Origin of the sequence: Streptomyces sp. CA-278952 (genome assembly GCF_028747205.1) — a bacterium.
GTDB lineage: Bacteria > Actinomycetota > Actinomycetes > Streptomycetales > Streptomycetaceae > Streptomyces.
Genome location: NZ_CP112880.1, coordinates 4413767 through 4427497 on the forward strand (window position 1 = coordinate 4413767; position 13731 = coordinate 4427497).

General features: G+C 73.4%; 14 protein-coding genes. 5 read left to right on the forward strand and 9 right to left on the reverse strand.

Features of this window, described 5'->3' with window-relative positions:
- Nucleotides 1-68: 68 nt before the first annotated feature.
- Nucleotides 69-1538, reverse strand: a complete 1470-nt coding sequence (locus tag N7925_RS19795) for an MFS transporter (protein ID WP_274344646.1) — start codon at nucleotides 1536-1538, stop codon at nucleotides 69-71.
- 198 nt (nucleotides 1539-1736) lie between these two features.
- Here N7925_RS19795 and N7925_RS19800 point away from each other — a divergent pair, with 198 nt between their 5' ends.
- Nucleotides 1737-2183, forward strand: a complete 447-nt coding sequence (locus N7925_RS19800) for a MarR family winged helix-turn-helix transcriptional regulator (protein ID WP_265600867.1) — start codon at nucleotides 1737-1739, stop codon at nucleotides 2181-2183.
- A gap of 28 nt (nucleotides 2184-2211) precedes the next feature.
- Here N7925_RS19800 and N7925_RS19805 read toward each other — a convergent pair whose 3' ends face one another.
- Complete coding sequence (locus tag N7925_RS19805) at nucleotides 2212-3612, reverse strand: NAD(P)/FAD-dependent oxidoreductase (RefSeq protein WP_274344647.1); 1401 nt, start codon at nucleotides 3610-3612, stop codon at nucleotides 2212-2214.
- A gap of 84 nt (nucleotides 3613-3696) precedes the next feature.
- Between N7925_RS19805 and N7925_RS19810 the strand changes: the two genes are divergently transcribed.
- Nucleotides 3697-4641 (forward strand): aminoglycoside phosphotransferase family protein, encoded by a 945-nt coding sequence (locus N7925_RS19810; RefSeq protein ID WP_443032209.1) that lies wholly within the window; start codon nucleotides 3697-3699, stop codon nucleotides 4639-4641.
- Between the two features lie 121 nt (nucleotides 4642-4762).
- Nucleotides 4763-5254, forward strand: a complete 492-nt coding sequence (locus tag N7925_RS19815; protein WP_274344649.1) for a GNAT family N-acetyltransferase — start codon at nucleotides 4763-4765, stop codon at nucleotides 5252-5254.
- Here N7925_RS19815 and N7925_RS19820 read toward each other — a convergent pair whose 3' ends face one another.
- Both N7925_RS19820 and N7925_RS19825 read right to left on the reverse strand, forming a co-directional pair.
- The gene (locus tag N7925_RS19820; RefSeq protein WP_274344650.1) at nucleotides 5255-6256 is read right to left on the reverse strand and encodes a zinc-binding dehydrogenase; all 1002 of its coding nucleotides are present in this window, start codon (nucleotides 6254-6256) and stop codon (nucleotides 5255-5257) included. It lies immediately after the preceding gene.
- A gap of 81 nt (nucleotides 6257-6337) precedes the next feature.
- A complete protein-coding gene (locus N7925_RS19825; RefSeq protein WP_274344651.1) occupies nucleotides 6338-7528 on the reverse strand; it encodes an NAD(P)-binding protein in 1191 nt (396 codons plus the stop codon).
- 103 nt (nucleotides 7529-7631) lie between these two features.
- On the opposite strand from N7925_RS19825, the gene N7925_RS19830 reads away from it, so the two are divergent.
- Nucleotides 7632-8369, forward strand: a complete 738-nt coding sequence (locus N7925_RS19830) for a pentapeptide repeat-containing protein (RefSeq protein WP_274344652.1) — start codon at nucleotides 7632-7634, stop codon at nucleotides 8367-8369.
- A 54-nt stretch (nucleotides 8370-8423) separates the two neighbouring features.
- Here N7925_RS19830 and N7925_RS19835 read toward each other — a convergent pair whose 3' ends face one another.
- The gene (locus tag N7925_RS19835; protein WP_030590408.1) at nucleotides 8424-8921 is read right to left on the reverse strand and encodes a hypothetical protein; all 498 of its coding nucleotides are present in this window, start codon (nucleotides 8919-8921) and stop codon (nucleotides 8424-8426) included.
- Between the two features lie 118 nt (nucleotides 8922-9039).
- On the opposite strand from N7925_RS19835, the gene N7925_RS19840 reads away from it, so the two are divergent.
- Nucleotides 9040-9444, forward strand: coding sequence for a hypothetical protein (locus tag N7925_RS19840; protein WP_274344653.1), 405 nt, complete (start codon nucleotides 9040-9042; stop codon nucleotides 9442-9444).
- An 87-nt stretch (nucleotides 9445-9531) separates the two neighbouring features.
- Here the strand turns inward: N7925_RS19840 and N7925_RS19845 are convergent, their stop codons facing one another.
- The 4 genes from N7925_RS19845 to N7925_RS19860 form a co-directional block, all read right to left on the reverse strand.
- Entirely contained in the window at nucleotides 9532-10611 is a 1080-nt protein-coding gene (locus N7925_RS19845; protein WP_274344654.1) for a methyltransferase, read from the reverse strand.
- 57 nt (nucleotides 10612-10668) lie between these two features.
- The gene (locus N7925_RS19850) at nucleotides 10669-11496 is read right to left on the reverse strand and encodes an AraC family transcriptional regulator (protein ID WP_274344655.1); all 828 of its coding nucleotides are present in this window, start codon (nucleotides 11494-11496) and stop codon (nucleotides 10669-10671) included.
- Nucleotides 11497-11605: 109 nt separating this feature from the next.
- A complete protein-coding gene (locus N7925_RS19855) occupies nucleotides 11606-12250 on the reverse strand; it encodes a response regulator (protein WP_265600877.1) in 645 nt (214 codons plus the stop codon).
- The gene (locus tag N7925_RS19860) at nucleotides 12247-13644 is read right to left on the reverse strand and encodes a sensor histidine kinase (RefSeq protein WP_274344656.1); all 1398 of its coding nucleotides are present in this window, start codon (nucleotides 13642-13644) and stop codon (nucleotides 12247-12249) included. The genes N7925_RS19855 and N7925_RS19860 overlap by 4 nt, the downstream gene beginning before the upstream one ends.
- Between the last annotated feature and the right edge of the window lie 87 nt (nucleotides 13645-13731).

Genomic DNA, 13731 nt, shown 5'->3' on the forward strand with positions numbered 1-13731 from the left:
CCGGCCCGTGGCCCGGCGGTTCAGCCGTCGAGCCACGGGCCACGGGCCACGCTCCGTGCGGGCGACGGTCAGGCCTTGGACTCCGAGGCCTCCGGCACCCCCGCGGGACCGTTCGCGGCGGACGGCCGCAGGGGCGCGGCCGCCGGGCGTACGGGGATGAGAGCGGCGACGACCGCCGCCGCGAGGCCCACGCCGCAGCCGAGGAGCATCGCGACGCGGAAGCCGTTCTGGGAGGCCAGCGGGAAGCCGCCGAAGTCCGTGGTCATCTGAGCCAGGACCACGCCGATGACCGCCGCCGCGAAGGACGTGCCGATCGAGCGCATCAGGGCGTTGAAGCTGTTCGCCGACGCGGTCTCGGACTGGGGCACCGCACTCATGATGAGCGCGGGCATCGCCCCGTACGCGAAGCCGACGCCCGAGTTGCAGACGAGGGTGACGATCAGCAGGCTCCACGGGGAGTCAGCGCCGATCAGCGGGACGGACAGGCCGTAGCCGGCGGCGATGAGGAGGCTGCCGACGGCCAGGGTGACCTTCGGGCCCTTGGCGGCGGACAGCTTCGCGCCGACCGGGGACATCGCCATCATCATCAGGCCGGCCGGAGCCATCCACAGGCCCATCGCCAGCATCGACTGGCCCAGGCCGTAGCCGGTGGCCTCGGGCAGCTGGAGCAGCTGGGGCACGACGAGGGACTGCGCGTACATCGCGAAGCCGACCAGGACCGAGGCCGTGTTCGTCATCAGGACCTGGGGACGGGCGGTGACGCGCAGGTCGACCAGCGGTTCGCTGAGGCGCAGTTCCCACCAGCCCCAGGCGGGCAGCAGCACCAGCACGGCGGCGAAGAGGGCGAGCGTGGTGGCGCTGCCCCAGCCCCAGTCGGCGCCCTTGGAGACGGCGAGCAGCAGACAGATCAGGGCGGTGCCGAGGCCGACGGCCCCGAGCAGGTCGAAGCTTTTGGAGCTGGTGGCCGGGCGGTCCCCCGGGACCAGGGCCAGGATCAGCGCGCCGACCGCGAGGGCCAGTACGGCGACCACCCAGAACAGCACCCGCCAGCTGGTGTTCTCCGCGATGGCGGCGGCGAACGGCAGGCCCAGCGCGCCGCCCACGCCCATCGAGGCGCTCATGATCGCGATGGACGGGCCGAGCTTCTCGGCCGGCACCACGTCGCGCAGCAGGCTGATGCCGAGCGGGACCACGCCCATGCCCAGGCCCTGGAGCCCGCGCCCGGCGATCATCGGGACCACCGACGAGGACAGGGCGCAGACCACCGAGCCGAGGACCAGCGGGACGAGCGAGACGAGCAGCATGCGCCGCTTGCCGTACATGTCGCCGAGCCGGCCGGCGACGGGCGTGGCCACGGCGGCGGCCAGCAGGGTGGCGGTGATCACCCAGGAGGCGTTCGACGCGGAGGTGTCGAAGATCTTCGGCAGCTCCGCGATCAGCGGCACCACCAGGGTCTGGGTGAGCGCCGCCACGATGCCGGCGAAGGCCAGGATGCCGACCACGCCTCCCGGGCGGGCTGCGGGGGGTGAACTCTCCACGGGTACTGCTCCCTCTTGCCCTTCCGGGCCGGTCGGTCGTCTGTTCGTTCGATTGTTCGGATCGGTCGTTCTCGCGTACGTGCTCTCGGGCCGCGTTCTCGGGTTCGACTATGCAAGATACATGGATCGTGCATCATGCATAGCATGTGCATCATGCACATCTATCGTGAGAGACCTGTTCGACGAAGGAAGCAGCGCGTGGACAAGCCCATCGACCGGATCGAACGCGAGACGATGCTGCTCGGCCGGTACATGCACATGGTCACCCCGCGCGTGGACTGGCAGCTCGACCGGTCCGCCTACATCCTGCTCAGCCGGATCCAGGTGGAGGGGCCCATGTCCATCGGCCAGCTCGGCGACGCCTTCCGTCTGGACGCCTCCACGCTCAACCGGCAGACCGCCGCGATGCTGCGGGCCGGGGTCGTCGAGCGCATCCCGGACCCCGACGGCGGCATCGCCCGCAAGTTCGCCATCACCGAGGAGGGCGGACGCCGCCTGGAGAGCGACCGGGCGAGGAACACGGCGGGCCTCGCGAAGGTCCTTAACGACTGGACACCCGAGGAGGCCCAGCAGCTCGCCGACTCCCTCAGCCGCCTGAACCTCTCCATCGAGCGTCTCGACGGACGGCCCTGGCCGCGCGACTGAGCGGGGCCGGGGCCGCGGGACTGGTGGCTCAGTGGCGGCCTGCGATGCGGTCGGCCATCCTGGCGACGGGGTCCGTGCCGGGGCGCGGCGAGGTGCTCTCGCGGCGGTCGGCGGCGCGGTAGGCCGCGTACATGCCGTGGACGCCGAGCCAGCGGAAGGGCTCCGGCTCCCAGCGGCGGACCTTGTGGTTCACCCACGGCAGGGTGGTCAGCTCCGTCGGGCCCGCCTGCCCGGAGTCCTGCTGGATCAGGTCGCGCAGGGTGCGGGCGGCGAGGTTGGCGGTGGCGACGCCGGAGCCGACGTAACCGCCCGCCCAGCCCAGACCCGTCGAGCGGTCCAGGGTGACCGTGGCGCACCAGTCGCGCGGGACGCCGAGGACGCCGGACCAGGCGTGGTCGACGTGGACGCCCGCCGTGGTGGGGAAGAGCCGGACCATCAGCTCGCGTAGGGCCGCGACCGTCTCGGGCCGGGTGCGGCCGTCGTTGTCGGTGGCCGAGCCGAAGCGGTACGGGTAGCCGCGGCCGCCGAGCGCGATGCGGTCGTCGGCGGTGCGCTGGGCGTAGAAGTAGGCGTGGGCCAGGTCGCCGAGGGTCTCGCGGCCCTCCCATCCGATCGTGTCCCAGATACGGGCGGGCAGCGGCTCGGTGACGATCATGGAGGAGTTCATCGGGAGCCAGGTGCGCTTCTGCCCCTTGAGGCTCGCGGTGAAGCCCTCGGTGCAGCGCAGGACGTACGGGGCGCGGACCGTGCCGTACGGCGTCACGGCGTGCTTGGGCTTGATCTCGGTGACCGGCGTCGACTCGTGGATGGTCACGCCGAGCGCCTCCACCACGTCCGCGAGGCCCTTGACCAGCTTGGCCGGGTGCAGCCGGGCGCCGTGCGGCGTCCAGGACGAGCCGACGGCCCCCGTCACATGGACGCGCTCGGCGGTCTCGCGGGCGCCGCGCAGGACCCGGTCGCTCTCCCCGAAGGCGATCTCGACGCTGTGGAAGTCCTTGAGCCGGGCGAGCTGGGAGGGGGTGTGGGCCACTTCCAGGACGCCGCCCCGGTGGATGTCGGCGTCGATCTTCTCCTCGGCGGCGGTCCTGACGACCTCGCCGACGGTGTCGTTCATCGCCTTCTGGAGCCGTACGGCGGCGTCGTGGCCGTGCAGTTTGGCGTACCGGTCACGGCCCGCGATGCCGTTGTACAGCCAGCCGCCGTTGCGGCCGGAGGCCCCGTAGCCGCAGAACTTGGCTTCCAGGACGGTGATGTTGAGGAAGGGGACGGCCTTCTTCAGGTAGTACGCCGTCCAGAGCCCGGTGTAGCCGCCTCCGACGATGCAGACGTCGACGTTCGTGTCGCCGGGGAGGGGTTCGCGCGGGGCGGGGGTGCCCTCCCGCGCGTACCAGAACGATATGCCGCCGACGACGGTACTGACGGTGCTCATGATGCCCCTGGTGTCCCTGTCCGGTCCGGTGAGATGCCGAGCGTACGTGTGGCGGGACGTTACTGCGCGCGGGGCTGTTCCGTCATGGCCCGGTCGAGGCGGGTCCCTAGGATCGGTGGGGTGATCGACATTCCTGACGAACTGATCGCCACACAGTCCCACTACAACGGAGCGGCCGGCCGGGCCTTCGTCGCCGCCCTGCCCGGCCTCGCCGAGCGGTGCCTGGAGCGGTGGGGGCTGCGGCCGGACGGCCCGTCGATGTACGGGATATGCGCGCTGATCCTGCCGGTGGTGCGGGAGGCCGACGGGCGGCCCGCCGCGCTGAAACTCCAGTCGGTGGACGAGGAGACGGCGGGCGAACCGGTCGCGCTGCGGGCGTGGACCGACGCCGGGGCCGGGGCGGTGGAGCTGCTCGGCCATGACCCGGAGACCGGTGCGATGCTGCTGGAACGGCTCGACGAGCGGCGGCCGTTGTCCGGCCAGGCCGATGTGCGGGGGGCGGTGACGGTTCTCGGCGCGGTGCTGGCCCGGCTGGTGGCGGTGCCCGCGCCGGAGGGGCTGCGCACGTTGGGCGGGGCGGTGGAGCGGATGCTCGCGGCGGTGCCGGAGAGGGTGGGCCTGCTGGCCGACGCCGAGGACCGGCGGCTCATCGCGGACTGCGCGGCGGCGGTGCGGGAGGTCGCGGGGGAGCCGGGGGACCGGCTGCTGCACTGGGACCTGCACTACGACAACATCCTGGCCGGGCGCGCGGACGCGGGGCGGGCCGGGGAGTGGGTGGCGCTCGACCCGAAGCCGCTCGCGGGGGACCCGGGATTCGAGCTGTTCCCGGCGTTGGACAACCTCTTCGACGCCGACGAGGTGGTGTGGCGGTTCGACGCGCTGACGGAGGCGCTGTGCCTGGACCGGGAGCGGGCGCGGGCCTGGACGCTGGGGCGGGTGCTCCAGAACGGGCTCTGGGCGGCGGCGGACGGGGAGGGCCGGATCTCCCCCGACCACGCGGAGATCGGGCGCCGGCTGCTGGGGCGGTGAGGGGCCCGCCTCCCGTGTGCCGGTCGGGGGCCGGGGGCAGGGGCGGAGTCGGGCCGGGGCCGGGGCGGAGGTCGCGAAAACCAGGGTGTGGCCCGGGCCGCGGGTTGCTTACGCTGCGCCCATGATTCGTACCGCCACACCTGAAGACGTCCCCGTCCTGCACGCCCTGGTGCGGGATCTCGCCGCGTACGAGAAGGCGCTCGACGAGGTCGTCGTCACCCAGGAGCAGCTGCACGAGGCGCTGTTCGGTGACCGGCCCGCCGCCTACGCGCACGTGGCGACGGCCGACGACGGCGGTGGCGAGGCGATCGGCTTCGCCCTGTGGTTCCTGAACTTCTCCACCTGGCGCGGAGTGCACGGCATCTACCTGGAGGACCTGTATGTCCGCCCCGACCGGCGCGGCGGCGGCCACGGCAGGGCGCTGCTGACGGAGCTGGCGCGGATCTGCGTGGAGCGCGGCTACCAGCGGCTGGAGTGGTCCGTCCTCGACTGGAACGCCCCGTCCATCGCGTTCTACGAGTCGCTCGGCGCGCGCCCGCAGGACGAGTGGACGGTGTACCGGCTGACGGACGAGGCCCTGGCCCGGCTGGGGTCGGACGAGCGCGAGGCCTGACTACGGCTCCAGCACCACCTTGCCCATCGTGCCCCGGGTCTCCAGCGCGCGGTGTGCGGCGGCGGCCTCGGCGAGCGGGAAGCGCTGCACGGCGGGCCGCAGCCGGCCGGCCGCGGCCTCGGCGAGGGCGCGGGTCTCCAGTGCGCGCAGACCGCCGGCCCTCTCGTACATCCCCGGCCCGAGGACGGACCCGGACGTGATGCCGCGTTCGGCCAGCTCCTCGTCGGTGAAGGTGAGCGGCCCCCCGTCGGGGAGCCCCTCGCCCGACCAGCCGTAGACCACGTGCCGCCCGCCGGGGCCGAGAAGGTCCACGGCGGCGCGGGCGGTGGCCCCGCCGACGGAGTCGTAGACGACGGTCGCCCGCAGTCCCGCGGCTTCGAGGTGTTCGCGTGCCCGGCGCGGCCAGTCGGGGCGGGTGTAGTCGAGGGCGAGGCCGGCGCCTTCGGCCTCCGCCCGGGCCACCTTCGCCGGGCCGCCGGCCAGCGCGATCACGGAGGCCCCCGCGTTCCTCGCGTACTGGACGACGAGGGTGCCGATCCCGCCCGCCGCCGCGGTGACGACGACCACGGAATCCGGGCCGAGCGGGGTGGACCCGAGGATGCCGAGCGCAGTGCGGCCGGTGCCGATCATGGCGACGGCCCCGGCGGCGTCGAGCCCCTCGGGGACCTCGTGGAGCCGGTCGGCCTCGGTGACGGTGAGTTCGGCGTACCCGCCCGGCGCCATGCCGATGTGGGCGACGACGCGCTTGCCGAGCCAGTCGGCGTCGACGCCTTCGCCCACCGTCTCGACGGTTCCGGCGACCTCGCGGCCGGGGACGGTGGGGAGGGGTGTGGGCTCCGGGTAGGGGCCGCGCTCCCCTTCCCGCAGCGCGGTGTCCAGGAGGTGCACCCCGGCCGCGGCCACGGCGATACGGACCTGGCCGGGGCCGGGAACGGGGTCCTCGGTGCTCTCGTACACGAGGTTCTCGGCGGGGCCGAAGGCGTGAAGGCGTACGGCGTGCATGGCGGGCTCCCTGGGATCGCGCTGCGGGGTGTGCCCGCTGCGGGCTGTGCCTCCACCCTCGTACGTCAAGTGCGCTTGAGGTCAACCCCGGTCCCGGGCTCCCGTGCTGGAGCGCTGTCCGGTGGCCTTCACGGCGAGCAGGGCGGCTTCGATGCCGCTGGTGAAGGAGACCTCGCTGAGGAGCCCCGGGGCGGCGACCTGGTCGCCCGCCAGGAAGATCCCGTCGCCCCGGACCACGGAGGGCCGGTCCCGCCAGGTGGTGCCCGGGCGGTCGACGGCCCCGGTGCGGCCGTCGGCAAGGGCTTCGACGCGCCAGGTGGTGCGCTCCCGCCAGCCCGGGAAGCCGAGGTCGAGAAGCTCCTCGGCCCGCGCGGTCCCTTCCGCCCTGCGCGCGTCGGGGCCGATCGGGAACTGGCCCTGGAGCAGTTGTTCGCCGGCCGGGGCGAGGCCGGGATCCTGGGCGGTGAACCGCTCCAGCCAGCCGGGCGCGTCCAGGTCCGACACGACGAACGCGTCGCCGCGCCGGGTGCGTACCGCCAGGTCCAGCAGGACGGTGCGGCCGCTCTCCCAGGTGAGGGACGCGTCGTCGAGGAGGAGGCGGGCGGAGTCGAGGGAGGTGGCGACGACGACCGGTCCGGTACGGGCCAGCTCGCCGAGGGTCCGGGCGTCGACGCGGGCGGCGGTCTCGATGGTGACCCCGAGGCTCCGGGCGTGGCCGGCCATCCGCTCGACGAGCGGCGCCCAGCCGCCGACCGGATAGTGGGCCTCGGGCGGGAACGAGGCCAGGCGGTGCAGGCGCTCCTGGACGAAACGGGCCGAGAGTGCCCCGGGGTCGTGGTGGAACAGCGCGGTGGCGGCGAAGTTCGCGGCGGCCCGGGCTCCCTCCTCGCCGACCTGCCCGGCGGCCCACTCCAGGAAGGCGTCGTCGACCGGAGCCGTGCGGGGTGCCCGGCGGGCCAGCCGCAGCAGAGCCACGGGCGGGGTCCGGCGGGCGGCTCCCGCGCGGCGGAAACGGAAGCGGAGGCCTTCGCGGGGCGGTACGGAGACGACGGCGCCGAGTAGACCGCGCCGGGCCAGCCAGGTCCAGTGCGGCCCGCGCCGGTACAGGGCGTGCGGGCCTTCGTTGGCGCGGTACGGCCCGTCCGCGGTCCTGGCCCGGCCGCCGAGGGTCCGGTGGCCCTCGTGCAGGGTGACGCGCGCACCGGACTCGGCCGCGGTGATGGCGGCGGTGAGGCCGGCGAGGCCGCCGCCGATGACATGGATGTTTTCCATAACTGGATCTCCTTCGCGTCTTTGATGATGCGACGGATCGGGGGCGGCGGCTCGTGACACGGTCGCCGGAGGGTTGTCAGTGGGGTGCGTCACGATGGGGGGCATGGCAGCGAGTGAGGGCAGGACGACCAGAGCGACCGGGGCGACCAGGGGGGCCAGGGGGGCCAGGGAGGTCAAGGGCAAGAAGGACACCATCGCGGCGGCGCGGCGTCCGGAGGTGCGGCTGCCACCGCTCGTCCCCTACGACGGCGAGGGCCTGGAGCCGGACGGGGACTACGACGGGGTGCGGTTCGACGGGGTGGACCTGACGGACGCGTCGGGCCGGGGCGCGCGCTTCATGGACTGCGCCCTGGACGGCTGCACCCTGGACCGCGCGGAGCTGGCGCGGGCCCGCTTCATTGACGCCGTGCTGACGGGCGTACGGGGTGTGGGCACCGATCTCGCGGAGGCGTCGCTGCGGGACGTGGAGGTGGTGGACGCGCGCCTGGGCGGGGTGCAGTTGCATGGTGCGGTGCTGGAGCGGGTGGTGGTGCGCGGCGGCAAGATCGACTACCTGAATCTGCGCAAGGCACGGCTGAAGGACGTCGTCTTCGAGGGGTGCGTGCTCTCCGAGCCGGACTTCGGGAACGCGCATCTGGTCCGCGTCGAGTTCCGTGACTGCGTGCTGAAGCGGGCGGACTTCAGCGGGGCCCGGATGGAGTCCGTGGACCTGCGCGCGGTGGCCGAGTTGAACATCGCGCGGGGTGTGGACCGGCTGGCGGGCGCGGTGATCAGCCCGTCGCAGCTGATGGAGCTGGCTCCGGCGTTCGCGGCGCAGATCGGGGTGCGAGTGGAGGCGTGAGGCCCTCGGCCGGCCCCCGGGGCCGCACGGGACGCGGAAGACGGGCCCGGGGCCTCACAAACGGGGAAAGCGGGCCTGGAGGTCCCAGATCACGGGGTTGTCGGCGAGGCCCTCGTGCATGTCGGCCAGGTCGGCGATCAGGTCGTGCAGGAAGTCACGGGCCTCGCGGCGCAGGAGGGAGTGGCTGAAGGTGAGCGGCGGCTCGTCGCCGGGCATCCAGTCCGCCTCGACGTCGACCCAGCCGAAGCGCCGCTCGAACAGCATCCGGTCCGAGGACTCGGTGAAGTCCAGCTCCGCGTACTGCTGCCGGTGCGAGCGGTTGCCGCGCGGATCCTGGTCGATCTGCTCGACGATGTCGCACAGCGCCCACGCGAAGTCCAGTACCGGCACCCATCCCCAGGCTGTGGACACCTCGCGGTCCGCCTTGGTGTCCGCGAGGTAGACGTCGCCGGAGAACAGATCGTGCCGCAGCGCGCGGACGTCCGCGCGGCGGTAGTCGGTCTGCGGGGGGTCGGGGAAGCGGCGGGAGAGGGAGTAGCCGATGTCGAGCACGGATCGATGGTGTCATGCCCGTCCGGGGTGGACCGACACGATCGGGTGAAGCGATGCGGGTATGCCGGACGCATATGCGGATCGCTCTCTAGCCTCCGGCATATGGTCAGTTCGCCTCATGAGGCTCATCATCGGATCTTCCGGGGGAATCCGGGCCATCCGGGTCACTGACGCCGATGCCGCAGCGGTTTTCGCCGAATTCACCGAGGCGGGTCTGGGCGCCACCCCGGCCCGTGAGATCTGGAGGAACCTGATGGGCACTGGTCTCAGTCACTTCCGCGGCTTCGTCGCCGAGAGTTTCCGCGAGGAAGGCCGCGAGGAAGGCCGCGAGGAAGGCCGCGACGAGGGCCGCGTCGAAGGCCGGGCCGAGGACATTCTGCGGATTCTCGCGGTGCGCGGTGTCACGGTGCCGGATGAGGCACGGCAGCGGATCACCGCCTGCAAGGACCTTGCGGTGCTCGATGTGTGGTTCGAGCGCGCCGTCACGGCGACGACCGCCGACGCGGTGCTCGCGGGGAGCTGAGATCGCCGGGTTCGCTCCCGAGGTCCTGTCCTCGTGGGCCCTTCCACGACGTCCGGACGTCCGGGGTGCGGGCCCGGCCGGTGCGGATCAGTCGGCCACGGCCTCGATGACGGCGAACGGCGCGGCCTCCGCGAGCGGGGTGACCGTCGTGAGGGCCAGGCCCGCGCGGCGGCACACCTCCGCGAAGTCATCGCGGGTGCGCTCCCGGCCGCCCACGTTCACCAGCATGTTGAGGTCGCTGAGGTAGGTGATCCCGCCGTTGGTGACGTCGGCTTGGACGTCGACCGCGTCGGGAAGCACGGGCTCCACGATCAGGACGAGGCCGCCGGGCGGCAGCACCCCGCGGCAGTGGCTCAGGATCGTGACCACCTGGTCGTCCGTCCAGTCGTGCAGGACGCTCTTCAGCAGGTAGAGATCCGAGCCCCCGGGGACCGAGTGGAAGAAGTCTCCGGCGATCAGGGAGCACCGGTTCTCCAGCCCGTGGCGCGCCATCGTGTCCGGCGTCCCGGCCAGGCCCTCCGCAGTGTCGAGGACGACACCGGTGAGGCCGGGATGCGCGGCGAGCACACCGGCCAGGAGAGTCCCGTCGCCCCCGCCGACATCCGTGACCGAGGTGAACCGGCCGAAGTCGAAGGCGTGCGGCAGGGCGGCGGCGGTCTCCGAGGAGGCTTGGCCCATCGCCGCGTTGAACTCCGCGGACAGCTCGGGGTGCCGGGCGAGGTGGCTGAAGAAGTCGGTGCCGAACACGCCGTCGAACGCGACCTCGCCGGTGCGGACGCTGTCGTCCAGGTGCTCCCAGGCACGCACGATCGTCGGCTCGGTGAACATCCTGACGAACGAGGCGAGCGAGTCGGGGCGGCCGGGGTGCAGCAGTGCGCCCGCGGGGGTCACCGAGAAGGATCCCGGGACGGGCTCCCGCAGCAGGCCGAGTCCGGTCAGGGCGCGCAGCAGCCGCTCCATGGGCTGGGGTTCGGCTCCGGCGTCGGCGGCCACCTCGACAGCCCGGCGTGTCGCATCGCCCAGCAGTTCCACCACCCTCAACCGGGCCGCCGCGCGCAGGGTCTGCGCCGCCATGCTCCCGAACGCCAGCCGGGTGATCAGATCGCGGTCGGCCGTCTCCGCTGCCGTGACCCCCTCGGTGTTCGTGGTCGTGTTCGTGTTCGTCATGGGTGTTGCCTCTCGACTGTGTGCGGTGGGTACGTGCGGTGGGTACGTGCGCGAAGGTCAGCCGGCGGACGTGGACCTGCCGGCCAGGGCGCGCGGCGTGCACCCTGCCAGGGCCGTGACGTCGCGGTGGAGGTGGGACTGGTCGGCGTATCCACACGCGAGGGCGACGGTGTCGGCACTCTCGCCCGCGCAGAGGGCCCGGGCGGCGTGGTCGAAGCGGACCAGCATGGCGGCGCGTTTGGGGGTGAGGCCGATCTGGTCGGTGAACCGGGACCACAGCCGCTTGCGGCTCCATCCGAAGGACGCGGCCAGACCGGCGACCCGTACCCGGCCCCGGCGGGCCACGATGGTGTTCCAGGCGGCGGCGACCTCGGGTGACACCGGCGGTGTGCCGACAGCACGCCTCGCGAGGAACGCGTCCGTCAGCGCCAGGCGTTCCTGCCAGGTCGTGGCGTCGGTCAACTGCTCGCGGAGGGAGCGGGCGGTCCGACCCCACAGGTCTTCCAGACCGTTGACCGACCCGTCCAGCTCGCGCGGGGAGACGCCCAGCACCGCATGGGCGGCCAGGGGTGGCAGACCGACCTCGACGCACTCGACGTGCTCGCCCCGGACCCGGGCCGGGCCGGGCGACAACGAGGCGACGAAGCTCCTCAGCGGCCGGCGCGCCGTGGCACTCTCCACCGTGAGGGAGGCGTCCCCGAGCCCGATGACGACGACCACGACGGGCTGGGGGAGCACCTGCATGTCCAGCCCGACGGAGGCGCGGTCACGGAAACCGGCCAGCCGGGCCCCGTCGAGCGCCGTGCCGCCGAGGAAGTGGGCGACCTCCCAGCCGTGCTCGGAATCATGCTCCCGAGGCGCGGGACCCACGTGATTTCTGCGCATGCGCCTACCGTTGCCGACTCCGGCGCGCTTGTCTTGGACGAAAGTTCCCCGGATCCCGAGTCCCGCGATTCCGTCCAGGGGGCCAGGCTCGCGGGCTCCGCGCCCCGGCTCACGGCAGCAGGCGCTGCTCCTTCGCCACCGACACCGCGCCCGCACGGGTGTCGACGCCGAGCTTGTCGTAGATCCGGCCCAGGTGGGTCTTGACCGTGGCCTCGCTGATGAACAGGGCCCGGGCGATGTCGCGGTTGCCGAGACCCTGGGAGAGCTGGGCCAGGATGTCGCGTTCACGGTCGGTGAGGCTGGGGCGGGGGCTGCGCATCCGGGCCATGACCCGGCTGGCGACGGGAGCGGAGAGCGTGGTGCGGCCCTGGGCGGCGGACCGGATCGCGGCGAACAGCTCCTCGGGGCGCTCCGCTTTCAGCAGATAGCCGGTCGCCCCCGCCTCGATGGCCCGGGTGATGTCGGCATCGGTGTCGTACGTGGTCAGCACGAGGACGTGGACCGTGCCGTCGGCCGCGATGCGGCGGGTCGCCTCGACGCCGTCGATGCCCTCGCCGAGCTGGAGGTCCATGAGGACGACGTCCGGGGTGAGCCGGGCGGCCAGGACCACGGCCTCCTCGCCGCTGCCGGCCTCGCCGACGACCTCGATGTCCGGTTCGCTGCCGAGGAGGGCGAGCAGCCCGGCGCGGACGACCGCGTGGTCGTCGCAGAGCAGGATGCGTACGGGGGGCGTCTGCGGGCCTTGGCCGGTCATGCGGGGTCCTCCGGGGCGGTGAGGGAGGCGGGAGCGAGCGGGATCGCGGCCGAGAGGACCGTGCCCTCGCCCGGGGCCGACTCGATGGTGAGCGTTCCGCCGAGCTGGTGCACGCGGGCCCGGATCGCGGGGAGCCCGTGGCCGCGCACGGTGTCGGGGCTGCGGACGGGCGCGGGCTCCACGGTGAACCCCCGGCCGTTGTCGCCGACATCGAGGACCACCCGGTCGTCGAGGTGAGTCAGGGTCAGCCCGGCGGCGGTGGCCCCGGAGTGCTCCCGCACATTGGCCAGGGCCCCCTGGGCGATGCGCAGCAGGGCCGACTGCACCCGGTCCGGCAGCGGGGCGTGCGGGGTGCCCTCCACATGGCAGTGGACGGTGAGCGCGCCCTCCGCCTGGGCGCTCTCTCGGGCCGCCAGCGTACGCAGGGCCGCCTCCAGGCCGCCGCCCTGCGCCAGGTCGGCCGGGGCCAGGTCGTGGACGAAGCGGCGGGCCTCGGCGAGGTTGCGTTCCGCGATACCGGTGGCCGTACGGACGTGGCGGCGGGCCGCGTCCGGGTCGGCGCTCCAGGTGCGGTCGGCCGCCTGGAGCAGCATCTGCTGGCTGGACAGGCCCTGGGCCAGGGTGTCGTGGATCTCCATGGAGAGCCGCTGGCGCTCGGCGAGGGTCCCCTCGCGCCGCTCGGTGGCGGCCAGTTCGCGCCGGGTGCGCAGCAGGTCGTCGATCAGCTCGCGCTGGCGTCCGGCCAGTTCCCGCTGGCGTACCGCCTGGCGCTGCATATGGACGAAGACGGCGGTCGCCACGGCGGCGACCGCGGGCGGGGCGAGGACCAGGTTCGGGTCGAACCCCTCGGCCAGGCGCAGTTGCGCGGCCACGACGAACGCGGTGAGCAGGGCGACCAGGGCGAGGGCCGCGCGCGGCGGCAGGATGCGCAGCCCGGTGTAGAACAACGGCACCGCGCACCACGCGAAGCTCGGCGCGAGGACGACCAGCACCATCCAGACGAGGACGAGCACGCCGAGCCAGGCGAGCCGGCGCGGAGTGGGACGCGAACCCAGGACGGGGCCCAGGAGGTACAGCACCGCCAGGGTGATCGACAGGGCGATGATCCAGGGGGTGCGGGCCTCGCCGGGGTGCCGCATCAGGAACCGGGTCAGCGAGGCGCCGAGCAGCAGGAAGAACGCGGCGTGCATGAGGAGCGCGAGCCAGCGGGCGTCGGGGTCGGCGCCGTGACCCGCAGCAGGATCGGCGTCCGGGCCCGAGCCGGAATCCGGGCCGAGGGCAGCGTTCCTGCCCGAGCCGGTGTCCGCAGCAGGATCGGCCCCCTGCCCCGGGCCGGGGCAGGCGTCGGCGGATCCGCCCCCCACCGGGGCCTGCGGATCGCTCCGGTGCTCCACCTCGTACCTCGTGTTCCCTCTCGCCCGAACGCGCTGAGACCGTGCTGACCTGCTGACCTGCTGACCGTGCTGACCTGCTGACCTGCG

Coding starts and splice junctions, on each gene's coding strand:
- N7925_RS19805 (WP_274344647.1), bottom strand. CDS start 3,612: ATGAGCACCGTCAGTACCGTCGTCGGCGGCATATCGTTCTGGTACGCG.
- N7925_RS19815 (WP_274344649.1), top strand. CDS start 4,763: ATGATTCGTACCGCCACACCTGAAGACGTCCCCGTCCTGCACGCCCTG.
- N7925_RS19825 (WP_274344651.1), bottom strand. CDS start 7,528: ATGGAAAACATCCATGTCATCGGCGGCGGCCTCGCCGGCCTCACCGCC.
- N7925_RS19840 (WP_274344653.1), top strand. CDS start 9,040: ATGAGGCTCATCATCGGATCTTCCGGGGGAATCCGGGCCATCCGGGTC.
- N7925_RS19850 (WP_274344655.1), bottom strand. CDS start 11,496: ATGCGCAGAAATCACGTGGGTCCCGCGCCTCGGGAGCATGATTCCGAG.
- N7925_RS19820 (WP_274344650.1), bottom strand. CDS start 6,256: ATGCACGCCGTACGCCTTCACGCCTTCGGCCCCGCCGAGAACCTCGTG.
- N7925_RS19810 (WP_443032209.1), top strand. CDS start 3,697: ATGGCCCGGTCGAGGCGGGTCCCTAGGATCGGTGGGGTGATCGACATT.
- N7925_RS19845 (WP_274344654.1), bottom strand. CDS start 10,611: ATGACGAACACGAACACGACCACGAACACCGAGGGGGTCACGGCAGCG.
- N7925_RS19855 (WP_265600877.1), bottom strand. CDS start 12,250: ATGACCGGCCAAGGCCCGCAGACGCCCCCCGTACGCATCCTGCTCTGC.
- N7925_RS19830 (WP_274344652.1), top strand. CDS start 7,632: ATGGCAGCGAGTGAGGGCAGGACGACCAGAGCGACCGGGGCGACCAGG.